Source organism: Streptomyces sp. NPDC003247 (assembly GCF_042888135.1).
In the GTDB taxonomy this organism is placed as follows: Bacteria; Actinomycetota; Actinomycetes; order Streptomycetales; family Streptomycetaceae; genus Streptomyces.
Genome location: NZ_JBIAPF010000008.1, coordinates 72603 through 94327, shown reverse-complemented (window position 1 = coordinate 94327; position 21725 = coordinate 72603). Strand labels below are relative to the sequence as shown.

Here is a 21725-nt window from a genome sequence, read left to right as displayed (position 1 = left end):
ATCCGGGGCATTATGTCCTCAATGTCCGGCCTGACGGAGGCTGACCAGGACTTTTCCTCTGTTCTCGCTGACTCTGGCGGAGTTGGCCGCTAGTCTCCGACGGAGAGTGAACGGGCAAGCGTGTTGCTCGTGGCTCACCAGGTGTGGGGCGACTAGGTTCCTCACCGGTCCGTATCCGACAGTTCGACATCCGAGGTGACGTAGGCGTGGCTCTTCCGCCCCTTACCCCCGAACAGCGCGCAGCCGCGCTCGAAAAGGCCGCCGCGGCTCGCCGGGAGCGGGCCGAGGTCAAGAATCGACTGAAGCACTCCGGCGCCTCCCTTCACGAGGTCATCAAGCAGGGCCAGGAGAACGACGTCATCGGCAAGATGAAGGTCTCCGCCCTGCTCGAGTCCCTGCCGGGCGTGGGCAAGGTCCGCGCCAAGCAGATCATGGAGCGACTCGGCATCTCCGAGAGCCGCCGGGTGCGCGGCCTCGGCTCCAACCAGATCGCCTCTCTGGAGCGTGAGTTCGGCGAGACCGCCAAGTGAGTCCGAGGTGCCCCGGGCAGCGGGTCCCGGGCACCGCGGGACAACTGGAATAATCGCTGCATGAGTGAACGTCCGCGGCTGACCGTGCTCTCCGGCCCCTCCGGGGTCGGCAAGAGCACGGTCGTCGCCCATATGCGCAAGGAACACCCCGAGGTCTGGCTCTCGGTGTCGGCGACGACCCGCAAGCCCCGCCCCGGCGAGAAGCACGGGGTCCACTACTTCTTCGTCGCCGACGACGAGATGGACAAGCTGATCGCCAACGGTGAGCTGCTGGAGTGGGCCGAGTTCGCCGGCAACCGCTACGGCACCCCGCGAGCCGCCGTGCTGGAGCGTCTGGAGGCCGGCGAGCCCGTCCTGCTGGAGATCGACCTCCAGGGCGCCCGGCAGGTCCGCGCGTCCATGCCGGAGGCCCAGCTGGTGTTCCTGGCTCCGCCCTCCTGGGAGGAGCTGGTGCGCAGGCTCACCGGGCGGGGCACCGAGCCGCCCGAGGTGATCGAGCGCCGTCTGGAGGCGGCGAAGGTCGAGCTGGCGGCGGAGCCGGAGTTCGACGAGACCCTGGTCAACACCTCCGTCGAGGACGTGGCGCGTGAGCTGCTAGCCTTGACAGACGTTGTGTGATCGAGCCTGATCCTTCAGACTGATCCTTTTCCATCCATCGGAAGGTAGAGCGTGTCCTCTTCCATCTCCGCGCCCGAGGGCATCATCAACCCGCCGATCGACGAGCTCCTCGAGGCCACCGACTCGAAGTACAGCCTCGTGATCTACGCGGCCAAGCGGGCCCGCCAGATCAACGCGTACTACTCGCAGCTCGGCGAGGGCCTCCTCGAGTACGTCGGTCCGCTCGTCGACACCCACGTCCACGAGAAGCCGCTCTCGATCGCCCTCCGCGAGATCAACGCGGGGCTGCTGACGTCCGAGGCCATCGAGGGCCCGGCCCAGTAGTCCTTCCAGCTCGCAGTTGGTTGTTCCACAGGCCCGGCAGCGCGACTGTCGGGCCTGTGGTGTGTGATGAACCAGTACGCCGGAGCCGCGGCGTGCCCCATCCGAGGTCCGGGGAGAGACGGTGGACAAGCCGAAGGTCGTTCTGGGGGTCAGTGGTGGCATCGCCGCCTACAAGGCGTGCGAGCTGCTGCGCAGGCTGACGGAGTCCGGCCATGACGTACGGGTCGTCCCCACCGCCTCCGCCCTGCACTTCGTCGGCGCCGCGACCTGGTCCGCGCTCTCCGGGAACCCGGTCTCCACCGAGGTCTGGGACGACGTCCACGAGGTCCCCCACGTCCGGATCGGCCAGCGCGCCGACCTGGTGGTCGTCGCCCCCGCCACCGCGGACATGCTCGCGAAGGCCGCCCACGGCCTGGCGGACGACCTGCTGACCAACACCCTGCTCACCGCCCGCTGCCCGGTCGTCTTCGCCCCCGCCATGCACACCGAGATGTGGGAGCACCCGGCCACCCAGGAGAACGTGGCGACGCTGCGCCGCCGCGGCGCGGTCGTCATCGAGCCGGCCGTGGGCCGCCTGACCGGCGTCGACACCGGCAAGGGACGGCTGCCCGACCCGGCCGAGATCTTCGAGGTGTGCCGCCGCGTGCTGGCCAGGGGGGTGCGCGAGCCCGACCTCGCCGGCCGGCACGTCGTCGTCAGCGCCGGCGGGACCCGCGAACCCCTCGACCCCGTCCGCTTCCTCGGCAACCGCTCCTCCGGCAAGCAGGGCTACGCCCTCGCCCGGACCGCCGCCGCCCGCGGGGCCCGGGTCACGCTGGTCGCCGCCAACACCGGCCTGCCCGACCCCGCCGGCGTGGACGTCGTCCAGGTCGGTACGGCCGTGCAGATGCGCGAGGCGGTGCTGAAGGCGGCCGCCGACGCCGACGCGGTCGTCATGGCCGCCGCCGTCGCCGACTTCCGCCCGGAGAAGTACGCGGCCGGCAAGATCAAGAAGCGGGACGGCCAGGAACCGGAACCCCTGCTCCTCGTGCGTAATCCGGACATCCTCGCGGAGGTCTCGACCGGACGCACCCATCCGGGTCAAATAGTCGTCGGCTTCGCCGCGGAGACGGACGACGTACTGGCCAACGGCCGCGCGAAGCTCCGGCGCAAGGGCTGTGACCTGCTGGTGGTCAATGAGGTGGGGGAGCTCAAGACCTTCGGCTCCGAGGACAACGAGGCCGTCGTCCTGGGCGCCGACGGCAGCGAGACCGCCGTACCCCACGGCCCCAAGGAGGCCCTGGCCGAAACCGTATGGGACCTGGTGGCGCGACGCCTGGGCTGACTGTTTGATGCGCTTCGCCGTTCCGTTACGGCTCGCTGAACCGGGCGTGGCTTACCTGGCCAACAGTGCCGGGCATTCGGCAGAATGCCAGTGCCGCAGGTCACAGCGCTCCCGAGAGGCGAGACGGGTGGGCCGGTGGCGAAGCGCGACCGATAAACTGTTCTCGGACGACGCCGGGCGCAGCTCCCGTCGCGTCCGCCAATGATCAGCCAGCAGCCGCTGCAACCCCAGGGAGCGTTGTGTCCCGTCGCCTGTTCACCTCGGAGTCCGTGACCGAGGGCCACCCCGACAAGATCGCTGACCAGATCAGCGACACCATCCTCGACGCGTTGCTCCGCGAGGACCCCACGTCCCGAGTCGCCGTCGAGACGCTGATCACGACCGGCCTCGTGCACGTGGCCGGAGAGGTCACCACCCAGGCGTACGCGCCGATCCCGCAGCTCGTCCGGGACAAGATCCTCGAGATCGGCTACGACTCCTCCAAGAAGGGCTTCGACGGCGCCTCCTGCGGTGTCTCGGTGTCCATCGGCGCGCAGTCCCCGGACATCGCCCAGGGTGTCGACACGGCGTACGAGACCCGGGTCGAGGGCGACGACGACGAACTGGACCGACAGGGCGCCGGCGACCAGGGCCTGATGTTCGGCTACGCGTCCGACGAGACGCCGACGCTGATGCCGCTGCCGATCTTCCTGGCCCACCGCCTGTCCAAGCGGCTCTCGGACGTCCGCAAGAACGGGACCATCCCCTACCTGCGCCCCGACGGCAAGACCCAGGTCACCATCGAGTACGACGGCGACAAGGCGGTCCGCCTCGACACCGTCGTCGTCTCCTCGCAGCACGCCTCCGACATCGACCTGGAGTCCCTGCTCGCTCCCGACATCCGCGAGTTCGTCGTCGAGCCGGAGCTGAAGGCGCTCCTCGACGAGGGCATCAAGATCGACACCGAGAACTACCGCCTGCTGGTGAACCCCACCGGCCGCTTCGAGATCGGCGGCCCCATGGGCGACGCCGGCCTCACCGGCCGCAAGATCATCATCGACACGTACGGCGGCTTCGCCCGCCACGGCGGCGGCGCCTTCTCCGGCAAGGACCCGTCCAAGGTCGACCGTTCCGCGGCGTACGCGATGCGCTGGGTCGCGAAGAACGTCGTCGCCGCCGGCCTGGCCGCGCGCTGCGAGGTCCAGGTCGCCTACGCGATCGGCAAGGCCGAGCCGGTCGGTCTGTTCGTCGAGACCTTCGGCACGCACAAGGTCGACCCGGAGAAGATCGAGAAGGCCATCGACGAGGTCTTCGACCTCCGTCCGGCCGCGATCATCCGCGACCTCGACCTGCTCCGCCCGATCTACGCCCAGACCGCCGCCTACGGCCACTTCGGCCGGGAGCTGCCCGACTTCACGTGGGAGCGCACGGACCGGGTGGAGGCGCTGCGCGAGGCTGCCGGCCTGTAGGACCGGCCACCACGCCCTGCGGTGAGCGAGGCCCGGTGTCCCTTCGGGGCGCCGGGCCTTTCGCGTGCGGGGCGGTGTCCCGGGCGGGCGGGCTCCGCGGTGGGGGCCGTTGTCGGAGGGGTTTGGTAAGAATGCAAGCGTGAGCAGCGAGAACGGGCACGGGGAAGGCGGCGCCGGTGGCGACGGGGCGCCGCCGGAGCAGCTCGCGCTGATCCGGGAGAGCGTGCGCCGGGCCAAGGTGCCGCGGGCGAAGCCGCGGACGTGGCGGGGGGCCGCCCTGGCCGAGGAGCTGCCGGTCGCCCGGGTGCTCGTCGACAAGGGGGTGCTGCACCTCGACCGGTACTTCGACTACGCGGTGCCGGCCGAGCTGGACGCCGACGCCCAGCCCGGCGTGCGCGTGCGGGTCCGGTTCGGCGCCGGGCGCGGGCGGGTGCGCGAGGGACGGCGTGAGGGCGGCGGGCTCGTCGACGGCTTCCTGGTCGAGCGGCTCGCCGAGTCGGACTACGCGGGGCCACTGGCCGCCCTCGCCCAGGTGGTGTCGCCGGAGCGCGTCCTGAGCGCGGAGCTGCTCGGGCTGGCGCGGGCCGTCGCCGACCGGTACGCGGGGAGCCTGGCGGACGTGCTCCAACTGGCCGTGCCGCCGCGCAGCGCCCGGGCGGAGCAGCGGCCCTCGCCCGCGCCGCTGCCCCCGCCACCGGCGCCGGAGACCGGGTCCTGGGCCCGCTACGAGCACGGGGCCGCCTTCCTGGGGGCGCTGGCGTCCGGGGCGTCCCCGCGGGCCGTGTGGAACGCGCTGCCGGGGCCGGGGTGGAGCGAGGAGGTGGCTCGGGCCGTCGCCGCGACGCTGGCTTCCGGACGCGGTGCCCTCGTCGTCGTCCCGGACGGGCGGGCCGCCGCCCGGGTGGACGCGGCGCTGACCGGTGTGCTGGGGGAGGGGCGGCACGCGCTCCTCACCGCCGACGCCGGGCCGGAGAAGCGGTACGGGCAGTGGCTCGCCGTGCGACGGGGTGCGGTCCGGGCGGTCGTCGGGACGCGGGCCGCCATGTTCGCCCCGGTGCGCGACCTCGGACTGCTGGTGATCTGGGACGACGGCGACGACAGCCACAGCGAGCAGCACGCGCCGCAGCCGCACGCGCGGGACGTGCTGCTGCTGAGGGCCGCCCAGGACGGGTGCGCCTTCCTGATGGGGGGGTGGAGCTGCACCGTCGAGGGTGCGCAGCTCGTCGAGAGCGGCTGGGCGCGGCCGCTGGTCGCCGCGCGGGAGCAGGTGCGGCGCGCGGCGCCGCTGGTGCGGACCGTGGGGGACCAGGACCTCGCGCGGGACGAGGCCGCCCGCGCGGCCCGGTTGCCGACGCTCGCCTGGCAGGCCGTCCGGGAGGGGCTGCGGCACGGGCCGGTGCTCGTCCAGGTGCCGCGGCGGGGGTACGTGCCGCGGATGGCGTGCGCCGCCTGCCGGGCGCCGGCGCGGTGCCGGCACTGCTCCGGCCCGCTGGAGGCGCGCGACGGCGGCGAGCTGTCGTGCGGGTGGTGCGGGCGGGAGGAGAGCGCCTGGCACTGCCCCGAGTGCGGGGGGTTCCGGCTGCGGGCACAGGTCGTCGGGGCGCGGCGGACCGCCGAGGAGCTGGGGAGGGCGTTCCCCGCCGTCCCCGTGCGCACCTCCGGGCGTGAGCAGGTGCTGGACACCGTGCCGGGGACGCCCGCGCTCGTCGTCAGCACCCCGGGCGCCGAACCCGTCGCCGAGGGCGGCTACGCGGCGGCCCTGCTGCTGGACGGCTGGGCCATGCTCGGGCGGCCCGACCTGCGGGCCGGGGAGGACGCCCTGCGGCGGTGGATCGCGGCCGCCTCGCTGGTCCGGCCGCAGGGGGATGGCGGCACCGTGGTCGTCGTCGCCGAACCGACCCTGCGGCCGGTGCAGGCGCTGGTGCGCTGGGACCCGGTCGGGCACGCGGTGCGGGAACTCGCCGAGCGGGCCGAACTGGGATTCCCGCCGGTGTCCCGGATGGCGGCGGTGGCGGGCACGGGGGAGGCGGTGGCCGCGTTCCTGGGCGCCGTGGAACTGCCCCCGGAGGCCGAGGTGCTGGGGCCCGTTCCACTGCCGGTCACTCCTGCGGGGCGGGCGCGGCGGCCGGGGGCGCCGCCGCCCGGGGAGCAGTGGGAGAGGGCACTGGTCCGGGTGCCGCCGGGGCGGGGGTCCGCACTGGCCTCCGCGCTGAAGACCGCGCAGGCGGCCCGGATGGCCCGGGGAGGGAACGGGGGAGGCGCGTCGGCGGCGGTGTGGGTGCGGATCGATCCGCCCGACATCGGGTGACGGCACGGACGGGGACCGGGCTCGGGGACGGCTCTCGAAGGCGTGCTGCCGTTCTCCCGAGGCGCGCCCGGGTGCGCCGCTGCCCCCTCGGGAGCGGGCGCCGAGAGGGCAGCGGGGACGCGGCGTGCGTCAGCCGTTGCGCGGGCCGGGGAAGGCCGTCGGTCTGGCCTCGTCGCGCAGGGCGGGGCTGCCGGCCGTCGGCTGGGTCGGCATCGAACGGGCCGCGGGGACCGTCGGGACCGCCGGGATGCCGGTGCCCACGCTGACCGTACGGGTTCCCGAGGGCTCCGCCGCTCGGTCGGACTCCGTGGTGGCCTGGGCGGTGGCGCGGCGGGAGCCGTAACGGCGGTGGACGGCCTGCTTGGTGACGCCGAGCGCGGAGCCCACGGCGTCCCACGAGAAGCCGAGCGAGCGGTCGAAGTCGACCGCGGCGGTGACCAGGGTCTCGACACTGTCCCGTAGTTCCTGCGCGAGGCGGACGGTGGGGGCGGGGGCGCGTCCGTAGACGACGAAGCCCGTGGACGGGCCGGAGCGGCGTGGGCGGTAGACGTTGCCCAACTGGGCGGTCAGGGTGCGCAGCGCGTCCACCTGCCGGCGGACCCGCTCGATGTCCCGCACCAGCAAGTGCAGGCTGGCCCGGGCCTGGGCGTCGTGGGTTGCGTGGTCGGCCATGAACAAGCCTCTCGAACCGGCGTTGCGGAGATATGGGGCGGGCCGCCGCGGAGAGCGGTCCGGTGTGGTCAACTCTTTCTTGACCAACGCGGGTTCGCTCCGCTGGTCACGGTGTGGGGGCGTATGGGCATATGCGTACGCCCCCGTCGCGGGGCCCGCGCTGTGCGGCCTCCGGCCTGCGCCGACTCGGTCCCCGGCCTGCGTCGATCGGTCCTCGGCCTGGGCCGACTCGCTCTTCGGTCCGCGCCTGACCCGGTCCCCGTTCGGCGGCGACTCGGTCCTCGGCCCGCGCCGGTCGGTCCCTGTCGGCGGGCCCCGCCTTCGCCGCGTCCGCCGACGCCGACGCCATCGTCCTGCGTCGGCTCGGTCCCGGTCCTGCGTCGGCTCGGTCCCGGTCCCGCGCCGATTCGGTCTCCGCCCCGCGCACGGCGGGCCCGCTCTCCGGCTCCGGGCACCGCACGGGCGGTTCCCCGGCCGGTGCGTTCCCTGGCCGGACCGCTCCCGGGAAGGCCGCTCCCAGATAGGTCGCTCCTGGGAAGGCCACTGCTGGGATGGCCACTCCCGGGAAGGCCGCTCCCGGCGGCGGACGCGTGCCCAGGGGCGTCGCCGGTTCACGTTCCGCTCCCTGGTCATAAACTTGTGCGCTGCCCCGTACCCCGTCCGAGAGGCCCGTGCCCACCCATGAAGCTCGTCTTCGCCGGTACCCCCGAGGTCGCCGTCCCCGCTCTGGACGCCCTGATCGCCTCCGGGCGGCACGAAGTGGCCGCCGTCGTCACACGGCCCGACGCTCCCGCGGGGCGGGGGCGCCGCCTGGTCGCGTCCCCCGTGGCGCAGCGCGCCGAGGAGTCCGGTATCGAGGTGCTGAAGCCGGCCCGGCCGCGGGAGCCGGAGTTCCTGGAGCGGCTGCGGGAGATCGCCCCGGACTGCTGCCCCGTCGTCGCCTACGGCGCCCTGCTGCCCCGGCCGGCCCTCGACATCCCGGCCCACGGCTGGGTCAACCTGCACTTCTCGCTGCTGCCCGCCTGGCGGGGTGCCGCGCCCGTGCAGCACGCCGTCATGGCGGGGGACGGGATCACCGGCGCCTCCACCTTCCTCATCGAGGAGGGGCTGGACTCCGGGCCCGTCTACGGGACGGTGACGGAGGAGGTCCGTCCCACCGACACCAGCGGTGACCTGCTGACCCGGCTGGCGTTCGCGGGCGCCGGGCTGCTCGCCGCCACCATGGACGGCATCGAGGACGGCACGCTGAAGGCCGTACCGCAGCCGACCGACGGCGTCACCCTCGCCCCGAAGATCACCGTCGAGGACGCGCGGGTCGACTGGAGCGCCCCGGCGCTGCGCGTGGACCGGGTGGTGCGCGGATGCACGCCCGCCCCCGGCGCCTGGACCACCTTCCGGGGCGAGCGGCTGAAGCTGGTCCAGGTGCGGCCGTCGCCGGGGCGCGACGACCTCGCCCCCGGCGCGCTCGCCGTCGGCAAGAACAGCGTTCACGTCGGCACCGGGTCGTACGCCGTCGAGCTGCTGTGGGTGCAGGCGCAGGGCAAGAAGCCGATGCGGGCGGCGGACTGGGCCCGCGGGGTGCGCATCGCGGACGGCGAGCACGTCGGGGCGTGACGCTCCCGCACGGCTCCCGGCCCGCCCGACGTAGGCTGAGAGCGTCGTCCTTCCTGCAATCCGGAGCACCTTTTTCGTGAGCGAGCAGCCCCGCCGTCCCCGTTCCCGTCCCGCCGGCAAGCCCTACCGGCGGCCCCAGAAGGACCCCGTCCGCATCCTCGCCTTCGAGGCGCTGCGGGCCGTGGACGAGCGGGACGCGTACGCCAACCTCGTGCTGCCGCCGCTGCTGCGCAAGGCGCGCGAACGCGGGGACTTCGACGGGCGCGACGCCGCGCTCGCCACCGAGCTGGTGTACGGGACGCTGCGGCGGCAGGGGACGTACGACGCGATCATCGCCGCGTGCGTCGACCGCCCCCTGCGGGAGGTCGACCCGCCGGTCCTCGACGTCCTCGGACTCGGCGCGCACCAATTGCTGGGGACCCGGATCCCGAGCCACGCCGCCGTCTCCGCCACCGTCGACCTGGCGCGGGTGGTGCTGGGCGACGGGCGGGCCAAGTTCGTCAACGCCGTGCTGCGCAAGATCGCCCAGCGTGACTTCGACGCGTGGGTCGAGCAGGTCGCCCCGCCCTACGACGACGATCCCGAGGACCACCTCGCCGTCGTCCACGCGCACCCGCGCTGGGTCGTCTCCGCACTGTGGGACTCCCTCGGCGGCGGGCGGGCCGGCATCGAGGACCTGCTGGAGGCCGACAACGAGCGGCCCGAGGTGACGCTGGTCGCCCGGCCGGGCCGGGCCACGGTCGACGAGCTGCTGCGCGAGGAGGCCGCCGAACCGGGGCGCTGGTCGCCGTACGCGGTACGGCTCACCGAGGGCGGCGAGCCGGGCGCCGTCGACGCCGTACGGGAGGGCCGCGCGGGCGTGCAGGACGAGGGGAGCCAGCTCGTGGCGCTCGCGCTCGCCCACGCGCCGCTCGACGGACCCGACGAACGGTGGCTCGACGGCTGTGCGGGCCCCGGGGGCAAGGCCGCGCTGCTGGCGGCCCTCGCGGCCGAGCGGGGCGCCGTGCTGCTCGCCTCCGAGAAGCAGCCGCACCGGGCGGGGCTCGTGGCCCGCGCCCTCGACGGCAATCCGGGGCCGTACCAGGTGATCGCCGCGGACGGGACGCGCCCGCCGTGGCGTCCGGGGGTCTTCGACCGGGTGCTGGTGGACGTGCCCTGCACCGGGCTCGGCGCCCTGCGGCGGCGGCCCGAGGCGCGGTGGCGGCGCCGGCCGGAGGACCTCGACGGCTTCGCGCCGCTCCAGCGCGGGCTGCTGCGGACCGCGCTGGAGTCCGTACGGGTCGGGGGCGTCGTCGGGTACGCCACCTGCTCGCCCCACCTCGCGGAGACCCGGGCCGTGGTCTCCGACCTCCTCAAGCAACACCCGGAGACCGAGCTGATCGACGCCCGGCCCCTGCTGCCGGGCGTGCCGGCGCTGGGTGACGGGCCCGACGTCCAGCTGTGGCCGCACCTGCACGGGACGGACGCGATGTACCTGGCACTGCTGCGCCGCACCGGCTGACCCCCACTCCACCCGACGTCCCCACAGCCCCCGAAGCAAACGCAGCCCTCCACCCACCTCCCCAAGAACCGCCGCGCTCCGGGACGCCATGCGGGCTACCCACACAGCACACGGCACGGCATACCAGGCTCGGGGCGCGGGGAACTGCGCCCCCGGCCCCGGACGGCCCGCGCCGTCGATACGGCCTTCTCCACCCGGGACGGCACGCGGGCTGCCAGCACAGCATGGGGCACGGCGCACCGCCAAGGGGCGCGGGGAACTGCGCGAGCACCCCGGACGGCCCGCGCTGTCCGCCCGACCGCCTCGGTCCGGGACGGGATGAGGGGCGCCCGCACAGCACGGGGCGCGGCGTGCCCGGGCAGGGGGCGCGGGGAACTGCGCGAGCACCCCGGACGGCCCGCGCTGTCCGCACGACCGCCTCGGTCCGGGACGGGATGAGGGGCACCTGCACAGCACGGGGCGCGGCGTGCCCGGGCAGGGGGCGCGGGGAACTGCGCGAGCACCCCGGACGGCCCGCGCTGTCCGCACGACCGCCCCCGTCCGGGACGGGATGAGGGGCACCTGCACATCACAGGGCGCGGCGTACCCGGGCAAGGGGCGCGGGGAACTGCGCAACCGCCCCGGACGGCCCGCGCTGTCCATACGGCCCCCTCCGCCCCGGGACCGATGCCACCCACCCCCGGAGGGCATGGCAGGCTTGGGGCATGGCCGCGCAGATCAACCCCAGCATCCTGTCCGCCGACTTCGCCCGCCTCGCGGACGAGGCCCGGGCGGTGGAGGGAGCCGACTGGCTCCACGTCGACGTCATGGACAACCATTTCGTCCCGAACCTCACCCTCGGCGTCCCGGTCGTAGAGTCACTGGCCCGCGCGACGGACACCCCGCTGGACTGCCATCTGATGATCGAGGCGCCCGATCGGTGGGCCCCGCAGTACGTCGAGGCGGGTGCCTCGTCCGTGACCTTCCACGTCGAGGCGGCCGCCGCGCCCGTGCGACTCGCCCGCGAGATCCGCGCGAAGGGCGCCCGCGCCTCCATGGCGCTCAAGCCCGCGACGCCGATCGAGCCGTACGAGGACCTGCTGCCCGAGCTCGACATGCTGCTGATCATGACGGTCGAACCGGGTTTCGGGGGCCAGGCGTTCCTCGACATCATGCTGCCGAAGATCCGCCGCACCCGCGAGCTGATCAGCAAGCACGGCCTCCAGCTGTGGCTCCAGGTCGACGGCGGCGTCTCGGCCGCGACGATCGAGCAGTGCGCCGACGCGGGCGCGGACGTCTTCGTGGCCGGGTCCGCGGTGTACGGTGCCGAGGACCCGGCGGAGGCGGTCCGCGCCCTGCGCGCACAGGCGGCAGCGGCCACCGCCAAGGCCTCGTGGGCATGCGACCACTGAGCCACAGCTACGTGAACGGCTCTCATCAGGGCTGATCGAGTCCGCCGGATCTGCAAGGATGAACGGCGAATCCAGAGTGTGAACAGCAGTGAGGAGATCGCCGTGTCGGGTATGTCGGCGGGCCGGTCAGCCATGCGGATGGGACCCGCTGAGCTGGTGCAGGCGGCGGCCATGGCCCGCCGCTTCTACCTCGAGGGCAAATCCAAGATCCAGATCGCCGAGGAGTTCGGCGTCAGCCGCTTCAAGGTGGCCAGGGTCCTGGAAACCGCTCTCGAACGGGATCTCGTACGCATCGAGATCCGCGTGCCGGCCGAACTGGACGCCGAGCGCTCGGACGCGCTCCGCGCCCGCTACGGCCTTCGGCACGCCGTCGTGGTCGAGTCCCCGGCCGATGCCGAGGAGACGCCCGACCCGGAGAACCTGGGAGAAGTGGCCGCCGACCTGCTCGGCGAGCTCGTGAACGAAGGTGATGTGCTGGGCCTGGCCTGGGGCCGTTCCACGATCCACATGGCGGCGGCGCTGGACCGGCTGCCGCCCTGCACGGTGGTGCAGCTGACAGGCGTGTACGACGCCGGGACCGCCGAGCGCGGCTCCGTCGAGGCCGTCCGCCGCGCCGCCCAGGTGTCCGGCGGCGACGCCCACCCCATCTACGCGCCGATGCTGCTGCCGGACGCGGCCACCGCGGCCGCGCTGCGGCACCAGACCGGGATCGCCCGGGCCTTCGAGTACTTCGACAAGGTCACGGTCGCCTGCGTCTCCATCGGCTCCTGGGAGCCGGGCATCTCCACGGTGCACGACATGCTCAGCGACGAGGAACGCTCGCACTACGCCTCGCTCGGCGTCGCCGCCGAGATGTCCGCGCACCTCTTCGACGGGGACGGCCGCAGGGTCGGGCGGGACCTGGGCGAGCGGTGCATCACCGTCAAGGCCGACCAGCTCCGCCGTATCCCCGAGGTCGTGGCGATCGCGGGCGGGCAGCGGAAGGCGGCCGCGATCGACGCGGTGCTGCGGTCCGGGCTCGTCACCAGCCTGGTGACGGACACCTCGGCCGCGGACTACCTGATGACGGCCGGATCCCCGCCGAAGCCGGCGCTCAACAGGGCGGACCCGGACGGGTCCTGACGGCGGGTCAGTACCAGGGGGGTCTGTACCGGGAGTCAGTACCGGGGGGTCAGTACCGGGGGCGGCTGCCCTGCCGCCCCCGGACACCGGACAACACGACGCGTTCAGGCGGTGCCGAGATGACGGAACACGTGCTCACGCTCGACCTCGACGGAATCGGCGGCAAGGCGGACCTGATGGACCGCTGCGCCCGAGACCTGGAGCTGCCCGACTGGTTCCCCCGCAACTGGGACGCCCTCGCCGACAGCCTCACCGGCCTCCCGGACCGGCCCGAGTCGGGGCCGGTCCTGGTCGTCGTACGCAACTGGCGGCCGTACGCGAAGGCGCAGCCGGACGAGTGGGAGATCGCGCAGGAGGTGTTCACGTCCGCGGTGGACCAGGCGCCCGCGCTCTCCGTGGTGCTCGCCCTCGGAGGAACCTCCTAAACGCCCCTGAGCTGCTTGGACGTTCTGTCCGGGCACCGCACGGCGGCCGTCATGGGACAATGAAGTACGTGCTTTTCCCCCTGACCGACCTGTCCGGGGGCCACCTCTGACCGACTGGGATGTGCAGCACGTGCGTTTCCTCAACGACATCCAGCCCGCCTACGACCTGACGTACGACGACGTCTTCATGGTGCCGAGCCGCAGCGCGGTCGGATCGCGTCAGGGCGTGGACCTCAGCTCCCCGGACGGCACGGGCACCACCATCCCGCTGGTCGTCGCCAACATGACCGCCGTCGCCGGCCGCCGCATGGCCGAGACCGTGGCCCGGCGCGGCGGACTCGTGGTGATCCCCCAGGACATCCCGATCGACGTCGTCACCGACGTCATCTCCTGGGTCAAGAGCCGCCACCTCGTGCTGGACACCCCGATCGTGCTCGCCCCGCACCAGACCGTCGCCGACGCGCTGGCCCTGCTGCCCAAGCGGGCGCACGAAGCGGGCGTCGTGGTGGACGAGCACCACCGGCCGGTCGGCGTCGTCACCGACCGGGACCTCACCGGCGTCGACCGCTTCACCCAGCTCTCCGAGGTCATGTCCCGGGACCTGCTGCTCATCGACGCGGACATAGAACCGCGCGAGGCCTTCAATAAGCTCGACGCGGCCAACCGGCGCTACGCCCCCGCCGTCGACGCGGACGGCAGGCTGGCCGGCATCCTCACCCGCAAGGGCGCCCTGCGCGCCACGCTGTACACGCCGGCCACCGACGAGCGGGGCCGGCTGCGGATCGCCGCCGCCGTCGGCATCAACGGCGACTTCGCGGCCAAGGCCAAGCTGCTGCTCGACGCGGGCGTCGACACGCTCGTCATCGACACCGCGCACGGCCACCAGGAGTCGATGATCAACGCGATCAGGCTGGTCCGCGACCTCGACCCGCGGGTCCCGATCGTCGCCGGCAACATCGTCTCCGCCGAGGGCGTCAAGGACCTGATCGACGCGGGCGCCGACATCATCAAGGTCGGCGTCGGCCCCGGCGCCATGTGCACCACCCGCATGATGACCGGCGTCGGCCGTCCCCAGTTCTCCGCCGTCCTGGAGTGCGCCGCCGAGGCCCGCAGGTACGGCAGGCACGTGTGGGCCGACGGCGGTGTCCGGCACCCCCGCGACGTCGCCATGGCCCTCGCGGCCGGCGCGTCCAACGTGATGATCGGCTCGTGGTTCGCCGGCACGTACGAGTCGCCGGGCGACCTCCAGCACGACGCGAGCGGCCGTGCCTACAAGGAGTCGTTCGGCATGGCGTCGGCGCGCGCCGTGCGCAACCGCACGTCCGAGGAGTCGGCGTACGACCGCGCCCGCAAGGGACTGTTCGAGGAGGGCATCTCCACCTCCCGGATGTTCCTCGACCCGGACCGCCCCGGCGTCGAGGACCTCATCGACTCGATCATCGCGGGCGTCCGCTCCTCCTGCACCTACGCCGGCGCCGCCTCCCTGGAGGAGTTCGCCGAGAAGGCCATCGTCGGCATCCAGAGCGCCGCCGGCTACGCGGAGGGCAAGCCGCTGCACGCCAGCTGGTAGCCCCACCGCGAGAGCCGCGAGAGCCGCGAGAGCCGCGAGAGCCGGGCGGGCCGGGCGGGCCGGGCTGTCCGACGGCTGCGGGCCCGCTGTGGCCGGTCGCGCAGTTCCCCGCGCCCCTGGCGGGGCGCACGCGGTCGGCCCGCAACGAACACGCGCCCGCGGCGCGATGGACGCAACAATCTTGCGTGTACGTGCAAGGTTGCTGCATTACGCCCGCGATGCCCCGGCTCGTAGGGTCATGCGCTGTACGTGGCGTGGCGGGGACCCCGCTCGGTGGGTCCCTGCCCAGGCAGGTGTGTCCCCGGTCCCCCTCGCGTCGAGAGGCAGCGACGAAGGAGTCAGCGCGTGCTCGACCAAGGCGCACCCCCGAAGGACCGCACCCAGGCCGCCCCGCCGTCCCCGGGGCTCGGTGCGCGCCTCATGCGGCGCAAGCCCGTGGAGCGCCTGGTCGCCGAGGGGGGCCAGGGCGAGGGAGGGGCCCTCAGGCGCTCCCTGGGACTGTGGCAGCTCACCATGATCAGCATCGGCGCGACGCTCGGCACGGGCATCTTCGTCGTCCTCGGGGAGGCGGTGCCGAAGGCCGGCCCGGCCGTCACCCTCTCCTTCGTGATCGCCGGACTCACGGCGCTCTTCTCGGCCCTCTCCTACGCCGAGCTGGCCGGCACCATCCCGGTCTCCGGCTCCTCGTACTCGTACGCGTACGCGACGATGGGCGAGCTGATCGCCTGGGTGTGCGGCTGGTGCCTGGTCCTGGAGTACGGCGTGTCGGTGGCCGCCGTGGCCGTCGGCTGGGGCGAGTACCTCAACGAACTCCTCGACGGGACCGTCGGCGTCACCGTCCCGGACGCGCTGTCCGCCCCGCCCGGCGACGGAGGCGTCTTCAACCTGCCCGCGCTGATCGTCGTCCTCCTCGCGATGGCCTTCCTGCTCGGCGGGGCCCGTGAGTCCGCCCGCGCCAACACCGTCATGGTCGTCGTGAAGATCGCCGCGCTGGTGCTGTTCTGCGCGATCGGCGTCCAGGGCTTCCGCTCCGGCAACTACGAGAACTTCATGCCGCTCGGCATGACGGGCGTCAGCGCCGCCGGGGCGACGCTCTTCTTCTCGTACATCGGCTTCGACGCCGCCTCCACCGCCGGGGAGGAGGCGAAGAACGCCCAGCGCGACCTGCCCCGCGCGATCATGCTGTCGCTCGTCATCGTGACGGCGCTGTACGTCCTCGTCGCCGCCGTCGCCGTCGGCGCCCGCCCCTGGGAGGGCTTCGCCGACTCCGAGGCCGCGCTCGCCCAGATCATGCGCGAGGTCACCGGACAGACGTTCTGGGGCACGCTGCTCGCGTTCTGCGCCGTCATCGCCATCGCCAGCGTCGTCCTGACCGTGCTCTACGGCCAGACCCGCATCCTGTTCGCCATGTCCCGGGACGGGCTCGTGCCCAAGGTGTTCTCCCGCGTCCACCCCAGGACCGGCGCACCCCGCGCCAACACGCTGATCGTGTCCCTGTTCTGCGGTGTCCTGGCCGCCGCCGTCCCGCTCGGCCGGCTCGCCGACGCCACCAGCATCGGCACCCTCTTCGCGTTCGCGCTGGTCAACGTGGCCGTCGTGGTGCTGCGCCGGACCCGGCCCGAGATGCCCCGCACCTTCCGCGTGCCGCTGTCGCCGGTGCTGCCCGCGCTCGGCTTCGCCTTCTGCGTGTGGATGACGGCCAGCCTGTCCGCCGTCACCTGGGTGGTCTTCGGGGTCTGGATGGCGGTGGGGCTCGTGGTCTACTTCCTGTACGGCCACCGCCGCTCCCGACTCGCCCCGTCCGAAGTGAAGTGAACCCCCCGCAGTGCTGAACGACCTCGACGAACGCATCGTGCACGCCCTGGCCGAGGACGCCCGCCGCTCCTACGCCGACATCGGTCAGCTCGTCGGCCTGTCCGCGCCCGCCGTCAAACGGCGGGTGGACCGGCTGCGCGCCAGCGGCGCCATCACCGGGTTCACGGTGCGCGTCGACCCGGCGGCCCTCGGCTGGGAGACCGAGGGGTTCGTCGAGATCCACTGCCGCCGCAACACCTCGCCGGAGACCATCCAGCGGGGCCTGGAGCGCTACCAGGAGGTCGTCGCCGCCTCCACCGTCACCGGGGAGGCGGACGCGATCGCCCAGGTCTTCGCCGCCGACATGCGCCACTTCGAGCGGGTGCTGGAGCGGATCGCCGGGGAGCCGTTCGTGGAGCGCACGAAGTCCGTGCTGGTGCTCTCCCCGCTGCTCCGCCGCTTCTCGTCGGGCTCGCCCGCCTAGATCACTCGGCGGGTTCGCCGGCCTGGATCCCTCGGCGGGCTCGCCCGCCTGGATCACTCACCCGCCGGGATCGGCGGCTTCGGCCTGACGTCGCCCGATCGCAGGCCTTCGGCCCGGCAGCGCCTGATCACAGGCCCTCCGCCCGGCGGCCGATCGACGACAGCAGCCGTCCGGTGAGGACGGCGTGCGCGCCCGTGCGGATGACGAGCAGCCGGTAGAGGGCGCCGCCCGGGCCGGGGAACCTGGCCCGGGTCTCCGCCCGCAGCCGGGTGCGGCCCGCGCCGGCCTCGTCGAGGCGGAAGACCAGGGCGTACGTCGAGAAGTGGTGCCGCCCCGTCAGGACCAGCTCCCGGACCGGGGTCGCGGAGTCCACCCGGAAACCGGGCCACACCGAGCCCTCGGCCGGCGGCCGGGGACCGGACGCCGTCCGGTGCGGGCAGCCCACCAGGCGCGCGTACCCGGACCCGAAGGCCCCGTCCAGGACATCGCCGACGGCGCGCCAGACGGCGTCGGCGTCCGCCGCGACGAGCTCCGTCCGCTCGTCGACGTACGGCAGCGCGGTGATCTCCATCGAGTCCTCGTTCCGCTGCGTGGCGGGACCTGCCCCGCCTACCATCAGATCCATGACCTGGCGACATTGATACACCCGCCGTGCCTCCCGAGGGCCGCCCCGGACGCCGTACCCCCGACGTCCGAACCGCCCGCCCGGGAAGGCCCCATGACACTCTCACCCGCGCCCGTGCCCGCCACCGGCGTCCGCCGGCTGACGGCCACGCTGTACGGCTACGCGTTCCTCGACGACTTCGTGCCGCTCTACCCGGTGTACGCGCTGCTCTTCGCCCACACCGGCCTCGCGCTCTGGCAGATCTCCTCCCTCTTCGCCCTCTGGTCGATCACCGGCGTACTGCTGGAGCTCCCCTCCGGCGTCTGGGCCGACGCCGTCTCGCGCCGGCTGCTGCTGTGGCTCGGCCCGTCGCTCACCGCCGTCGGCTTCGCCCTGTGGGTGGCCGTCCCCTCGTACGGGGCCTTCGCCCTCGGCTTCGTCCTGTGGGGCGCGGGCGGGGCGCTCGCCTCCGGGGCGCTGGAGGCGCTGGTGTACGACGAGCTGGACCGGCTGGGCGCCGCCGACCGGTACGCGCGGGTCATGGGCCGCTCGCGCGCGGCACGACTGCTCGCCACCCTGGGCTCGGCGGGACTCGCCGGCCCCGTCCTGGCGGCGGGCGGCCACGCGGCCGTCGGCGCGGCGAGCGTCGCGGCCTGTCTGCTGGCCGCGGCGACGGCGGCCCGGTTCCCGGAGCACCGGACGCGGCCGGGGGCCGGCGCGGACGGCTGGGCGACGACCCTGCGCACCGGGCTCGCCGCAGTCCGCCGGGACCGTTCCGTACGCGGCGCCCTCCTGCTGGTCCCCGCCGTGGCCGCCGTGTGGGGAGCGCTCGACGAGTACACGCCCCTGCTCGTCCGCGACCTCGGGGTGGCGGAGGCGACGGTGCCGCACCTGGTCCTGCTGATCTGGGGCGGGGTCACGGTCGCGAGCCTGCTGACCGGACCGGCCGAACGCCTCGGCACGAACGGCCTCGCGGCCCTGCTGGCGGGCTCCGCAGTCGCCCTGGCCGCGGGAGCCCTGGCCGGGAGCCCGGCCGGCATCGCCCTGGTCGGCCTCGCCTTCGGCGGCTTCCAGCTCGCCGAGGTCCTCGCCGACGTCCGGCTCCAGCACCGCCTCGACGCGTCCCGCCGGGCCACCCTCACCTCCGTCGCCGGCCTGGGCACCGAACTGGTCACGGTCGCCACGTTCGGCGCGTACGCGGTGCTCGGCGCACGAGCCGCCCACAGCACGGTCTTCGCGGTGCTGGCGGTGCCCTACCTCGTGACGGCACTGGTCCTGCGCGGCCGCCGCTGAGCCCGTGCAACGAATCGCCGCCGGCCCGCCGCCGCACGCAACGAACCGCTCACCGGAGCGCAACGGCTGCTCCTTGTCCGCCCTGGTCAGGCGCCCGTACCGTCTACGTGGCCCCCCGAACCCCCCTCCGTACCGGTGAGGAAACACCCATGCGCACCGCCCTGCTCCAGAGCTCCGGCCGCCCCGGCTCGGTCGCCGGGAACCTCCAGGTTCTCGACGAGGCCGCGGGCCGGGCCGCCGCCGCGGGTGCCGGGCTGCTCGTCGCGCCGGAGATGTTCCTCACCGGGTACGCGATCGGCGACGACATCGCCCGCCTCGCCGAGCCCGCCGACGGCGACTCCGCGGACGCGGTCGCGGACATCGCGTCCCGCCACGGGCTGGCGCTCGCCTACGGCTATCCCGAGCGGGACGGCGGGACGGTCTACAACGCCGTCCAGCTGATCTCCGCCGACGGCACCCGCCTGGCCGGCTACCGCAAGACCCACCTCTTCGGCTGCTTCGAACGCGACCACTTCACGCCGGGCGGGCAGCCGGTCGTCCAGGCCGAGCTGAACGGCCTCACCGTCGGCCTGGTGATCTGCTACGACGTCGAGTTCCCGGAGAACGTCCGCGCCCACGCCCTGGCCGGCACGGACCTGCTGGTGGTGCCGACGGCGCAGATGCACCCCTTCCAGTTCGTCGCCGAGTCGGTGATCCCGGTGCGCGCCTTCGAGAACCAGATGTACGTCGCGTACGTCAACCGGGTCGGCGTGGAGGGCGAGTTCGAGTTCGTCGGACTCTCCACCCTGGCCGGTCCCGACGGGGTCGCCCGCGCCCGCGCCGGACGCGGTGAGGAACTGGTCCTCGCCGACGCCGACCCCGCGTTCCTCGCCGCCTCCCGCGAGGCGAACCCCTACCTGCTGGACCGCCGCCCCGGCCTCTACGGGTCCCTGGTCCGAACCCCCGTTCCCTCTGAGCCTCTTCCCGTGCCGCAAGGAGTCCGTACCCCATGACGTCCACCGTGCCCAACGCCGTAGAGCACGCCGACGAGCGGCAGCCGCCGATCACCATGTTCGGCCCGGACTTCCCGTACGCCTACGACGACTTCCTCGCCCACCCGGCCGGGCTCGGCCAGGTGCCGGCGACCGAGCACGGCACCGAGGTCGCGGTCGTCGGCGGCGGCCTGTCCGGGATCGTGGCCGCGTACGAGCTGATGAAGATGGGCCTGAGGCCCGTGGTCTACGAGGCCGACCGGATCGGCGGCCGGCTGCGGACCGTCGGCTTCGAGGGCTGCGACCCGTCCCTGACCGCCGAGATGGGCGCCATGCGCTTCCCGCCGTCGTCCACGGCGCTCCAGCACTACATCGACCTGGTGGGCCTTCGGACCCGGCCCTTCCCCAACCCGCTCGCCGAGGCGACCCCGTCGACCGTCGTCGACCTCAAGGGCGAGACCCACTACGCCGAGACGCCCGACGACCTCCCGCAGGTCTACCGCGACGTCGCCGACGCCTGGAAGCGGTGCCTCGAAGAGGGCGCCGACTTCTCCGACATGAACCGCGCCCTGCGCGAGCGGGACGTGCCGCGCATCCGGGAGATCTGGGCGAGGCTCGTCGAGAAGCTCGACAACCAGACCTTCTACGGCTTCCTCTGCGACTCCGAGGCCTTCCGCTCCTTCCGCCACCGCGAGATCTTCGGCCAGGTCGGCTTCGGCACGGGCGGCTGGGACACCGACTTCCCGAACTCGATCCTGGAGATCCTGCGGGTCGTCTACACCGAGGCCGACGACCACCACCGCGGCATCGTCGGCGGCTCCCAGCAGCTCCCGCTGCGCCTGTGGGAGCGCGAGCCGGAGAAGATCGTGCACTGGCCGTACGGCACCTCGCTGGCCGCGCTGCACGAGGGCGGCGAGCCCCGCCCGGCGGTGACCCGGCTGAACCGCACCGCGGGCAACGGGATCACGGTGACCGACGCGAACGGCGACATCCGCACCTACCGGGCGGCCGTCTTCACCGCCCAGTCGTGGATGCTGCTGTCGAAGATCGCCTGCGACGACTCGCTCTTCCCGATCGACCACTGGACCGCGATCGAGCGGACCCACTACATGGAGAGCTCCAAGCTCTTCGTGCCGGTGGACCGGCCGTTCTGGCGGGACGAGGCCGTCGACGACAGCGGGAACCCGACCGGGCGTGACGTGATGTCGATGACGCTCACCGACCGCATGACCCGCGGCACCTACCTGCTCGACGACGGTCCCGACAGGCCGGCCGTGATCTGCCTGTCGTACACCTGGTGCGACGACAGCCTGAAGTGGCTGCCGCTGTCCGCGAACGAGCGGATGGAGGTCATGCTGAAGTCGCTCGGCGAGATCTACCCGAACGTCGACATCAGGAAGCACGTCATCGGCAACCCGGTGACGGTCTCCTGGGAGAACGAGCCCTACTTCATGGGGGCGTTCAAGGCCAACCTGCCCGGCCACTACCGCTACCAGCGGCGCCTGTTCACCCACTTCATGCAGGACCGGCTGCCCGAGGACAAGCGGGGCGTCTTCCTCGCCGGCGACGACATCTCCTGGACGGCCGGCTGGGCCGAGGGCGCCGTGCAGACCGCGCTGAACGCCGTCTGGGGGGTCATGCACCACTTCGGCGGATCGACGGACGCGGCCAACCCGGGGCCCGGCGACGTGTTCGACGCGATCGCGCCGGTGGAACTGCCGGAGGACTGACG

At 73.5% G+C, this 21725-nt stretch carries 19 protein-coding genes; 17 read left to right on the top strand and 2 right to left on the bottom strand.

From position 1 onward, the window contains the following. Positions 1–206 precede the first annotated feature (206 nt). From ACFYWQ_RS26645 to ACFYWQ_RS26620, 6 genes are all read left to right on the top strand, one after another. Positions 207–530, top strand: coding sequence for an integration host factor (locus tag ACFYWQ_RS26645; RefSeq protein WP_130444535.1), 324 nt, complete (start codon positions 207–209; stop codon positions 528–530). 60 nt (positions 531–590) lie between these two features. Further along, positions 591–1148, top strand: coding sequence for a guanylate kinase (gmk, locus tag ACFYWQ_RS26640; RefSeq protein ID WP_385067076.1), 558 nt, complete (start codon positions 591–593; stop codon positions 1146–1148). A gap of 51 nt (positions 1149–1199) precedes the next feature. Next, on the top strand, positions 1200–1472 hold the full coding sequence (gene rpoZ / locus ACFYWQ_RS26635) for a DNA-directed RNA polymerase subunit omega (protein WP_003977348.1): 273 nt from the start codon (positions 1200–1202) through the stop codon (positions 1470–1472). Positions 1473–1593: 121 nt separating this feature from the next. After that, positions 1594–2796 carry a bifunctional phosphopantothenoylcysteine decarboxylase/phosphopantothenate--cysteine ligase CoaBC gene (coaBC, locus tag ACFYWQ_RS26630; RefSeq protein WP_389519564.1) on the top strand — a complete coding sequence of 401 codons (1203 nt, stop codon included), beginning with the start codon at positions 1594–1596 and terminating at the stop codon, positions 2794–2796. Positions 2797–3035: 239 nt separating this feature from the next. Beyond that, complete coding sequence (gene metK, locus ACFYWQ_RS26625; RefSeq protein WP_389519561.1) at positions 3036–4244, top strand: methionine adenosyltransferase; 1209 nt, start codon at positions 3036–3038, stop codon at positions 4242–4244. A 139-nt stretch (positions 4245–4383) separates the two neighbouring features. Next, positions 4384–6552 (top strand): primosomal protein N', encoded by a 2169-nt coding sequence (locus ACFYWQ_RS26620; protein ID WP_389519559.1) that lies wholly within the window; start codon positions 4384–4386, stop codon positions 6550–6552. A gap of 129 nt (positions 6553–6681) precedes the next feature. Here ACFYWQ_RS26620 and ACFYWQ_RS26615 read toward each other — a convergent pair whose 3' ends face one another. After that, positions 6682–7224, bottom strand: coding sequence for a hypothetical protein (locus ACFYWQ_RS26615; RefSeq protein ID WP_389519557.1), 543 nt, complete (start codon positions 7222–7224; stop codon positions 6682–6684). Between the two features lie 681 nt (positions 7225–7905). On the opposite strand from ACFYWQ_RS26615, the gene fmt reads away from it, so the two are divergent. From fmt to ACFYWQ_RS26575, 8 genes are all read left to right on the top strand, one after another. Further along, positions 7906–8838 carry a methionyl-tRNA formyltransferase gene (fmt, locus tag ACFYWQ_RS26610; RefSeq protein ID WP_389519555.1) on the top strand — a complete coding sequence of 311 codons (933 nt, stop codon included), beginning with the start codon at positions 7906–7908 and terminating at the stop codon, positions 8836–8838. Between the two features lie 76 nt (positions 8839–8914). Next, a complete protein-coding gene (locus tag ACFYWQ_RS26605) occupies positions 8915–10339 on the top strand; it encodes an RsmB/NOP family class I SAM-dependent RNA methyltransferase (RefSeq protein ID WP_389519553.1) in 1425 nt (474 codons plus the stop codon). Positions 10340–11043: 704 nt separating this feature from the next. After that, positions 11044–11730 (top strand): ribulose-phosphate 3-epimerase, encoded by a 687-nt coding sequence (rpe, locus tag ACFYWQ_RS26600; protein ID WP_389519551.1) that lies wholly within the window; start codon positions 11044–11046, stop codon positions 11728–11730. Between the two features lie 78 nt (positions 11731–11808). After that, positions 11809–12852 (top strand): sugar-binding transcriptional regulator, encoded by a 1044-nt coding sequence (locus tag ACFYWQ_RS26595; RefSeq protein WP_389519549.1) that lies wholly within the window; start codon positions 11809–11811, stop codon positions 12850–12852. Positions 12853–12971: 119 nt separating this feature from the next. Next, complete coding sequence (locus ACFYWQ_RS26590; RefSeq protein ID WP_389519547.1) at positions 12972–13277, top strand: barstar family protein; 306 nt, start codon at positions 12972–12974, stop codon at positions 13275–13277. Between the two features lie 130 nt (positions 13278–13407). Next, a complete protein-coding gene (locus ACFYWQ_RS26585) occupies positions 13408–14847 on the top strand; it encodes a GuaB1 family IMP dehydrogenase-related protein (protein ID WP_389520068.1) in 1440 nt (479 codons plus the stop codon). Between the two features lie 345 nt (positions 14848–15192). Next, entirely contained in the window at positions 15193–16662 is a 1470-nt protein-coding gene (locus tag ACFYWQ_RS26580) for an amino acid permease (protein WP_389519546.1), read from the top strand. Positions 16663–16672: 10 nt separating this feature from the next. Continuing rightward, the gene (locus ACFYWQ_RS26575) at positions 16673–17125 is read left to right on the top strand and encodes an Lrp/AsnC family transcriptional regulator (RefSeq protein WP_389519544.1); all 453 of its coding nucleotides are present in this window, start codon (positions 16673–16675) and stop codon (positions 17123–17125) included. Positions 17126–17252: 127 nt separating this feature from the next. Here ACFYWQ_RS26575 and ACFYWQ_RS26570 read toward each other — a convergent pair whose 3' ends face one another. Then, on the bottom strand, positions 17253–17750 hold the full coding sequence (locus ACFYWQ_RS26570; RefSeq protein ID WP_389519542.1) for a hypothetical protein: 498 nt from the start codon (positions 17748–17750) through the stop codon (positions 17253–17255). A 93-nt stretch (positions 17751–17843) separates the two neighbouring features. Here ACFYWQ_RS26570 and ACFYWQ_RS26565 point away from each other — a divergent pair, with 93 nt between their 5' ends. The 3 genes from ACFYWQ_RS26565 (at position 17844) to ACFYWQ_RS26555 (ending at position 21723) form a co-directional block, all read left to right on the top strand. Then, the gene (locus ACFYWQ_RS26565; protein ID WP_389519540.1) at positions 17844–19022 is read left to right on the top strand and encodes an MFS transporter; all 1179 of its coding nucleotides are present in this window, start codon (positions 17844–17846) and stop codon (positions 19020–19022) included. Between the two features lie 149 nt (positions 19023–19171). After that, on the top strand, positions 19172–20014 hold the full coding sequence (locus ACFYWQ_RS26560) for a carbon-nitrogen hydrolase family protein (RefSeq protein WP_389519538.1): 843 nt from the start codon (positions 19172–19174) through the stop codon (positions 20012–20014). Further along, on the top strand, positions 20011–21723 hold the full coding sequence (locus ACFYWQ_RS26555) for a flavin monoamine oxidase family protein (RefSeq protein ID WP_389519536.1): 1713 nt from the start codon (positions 20011–20013) through the stop codon (positions 21721–21723). The genes ACFYWQ_RS26560 and ACFYWQ_RS26555 overlap by 4 nt, the downstream gene beginning before the upstream one ends. Positions 21724–21725 lie beyond the last annotated feature (2 nt).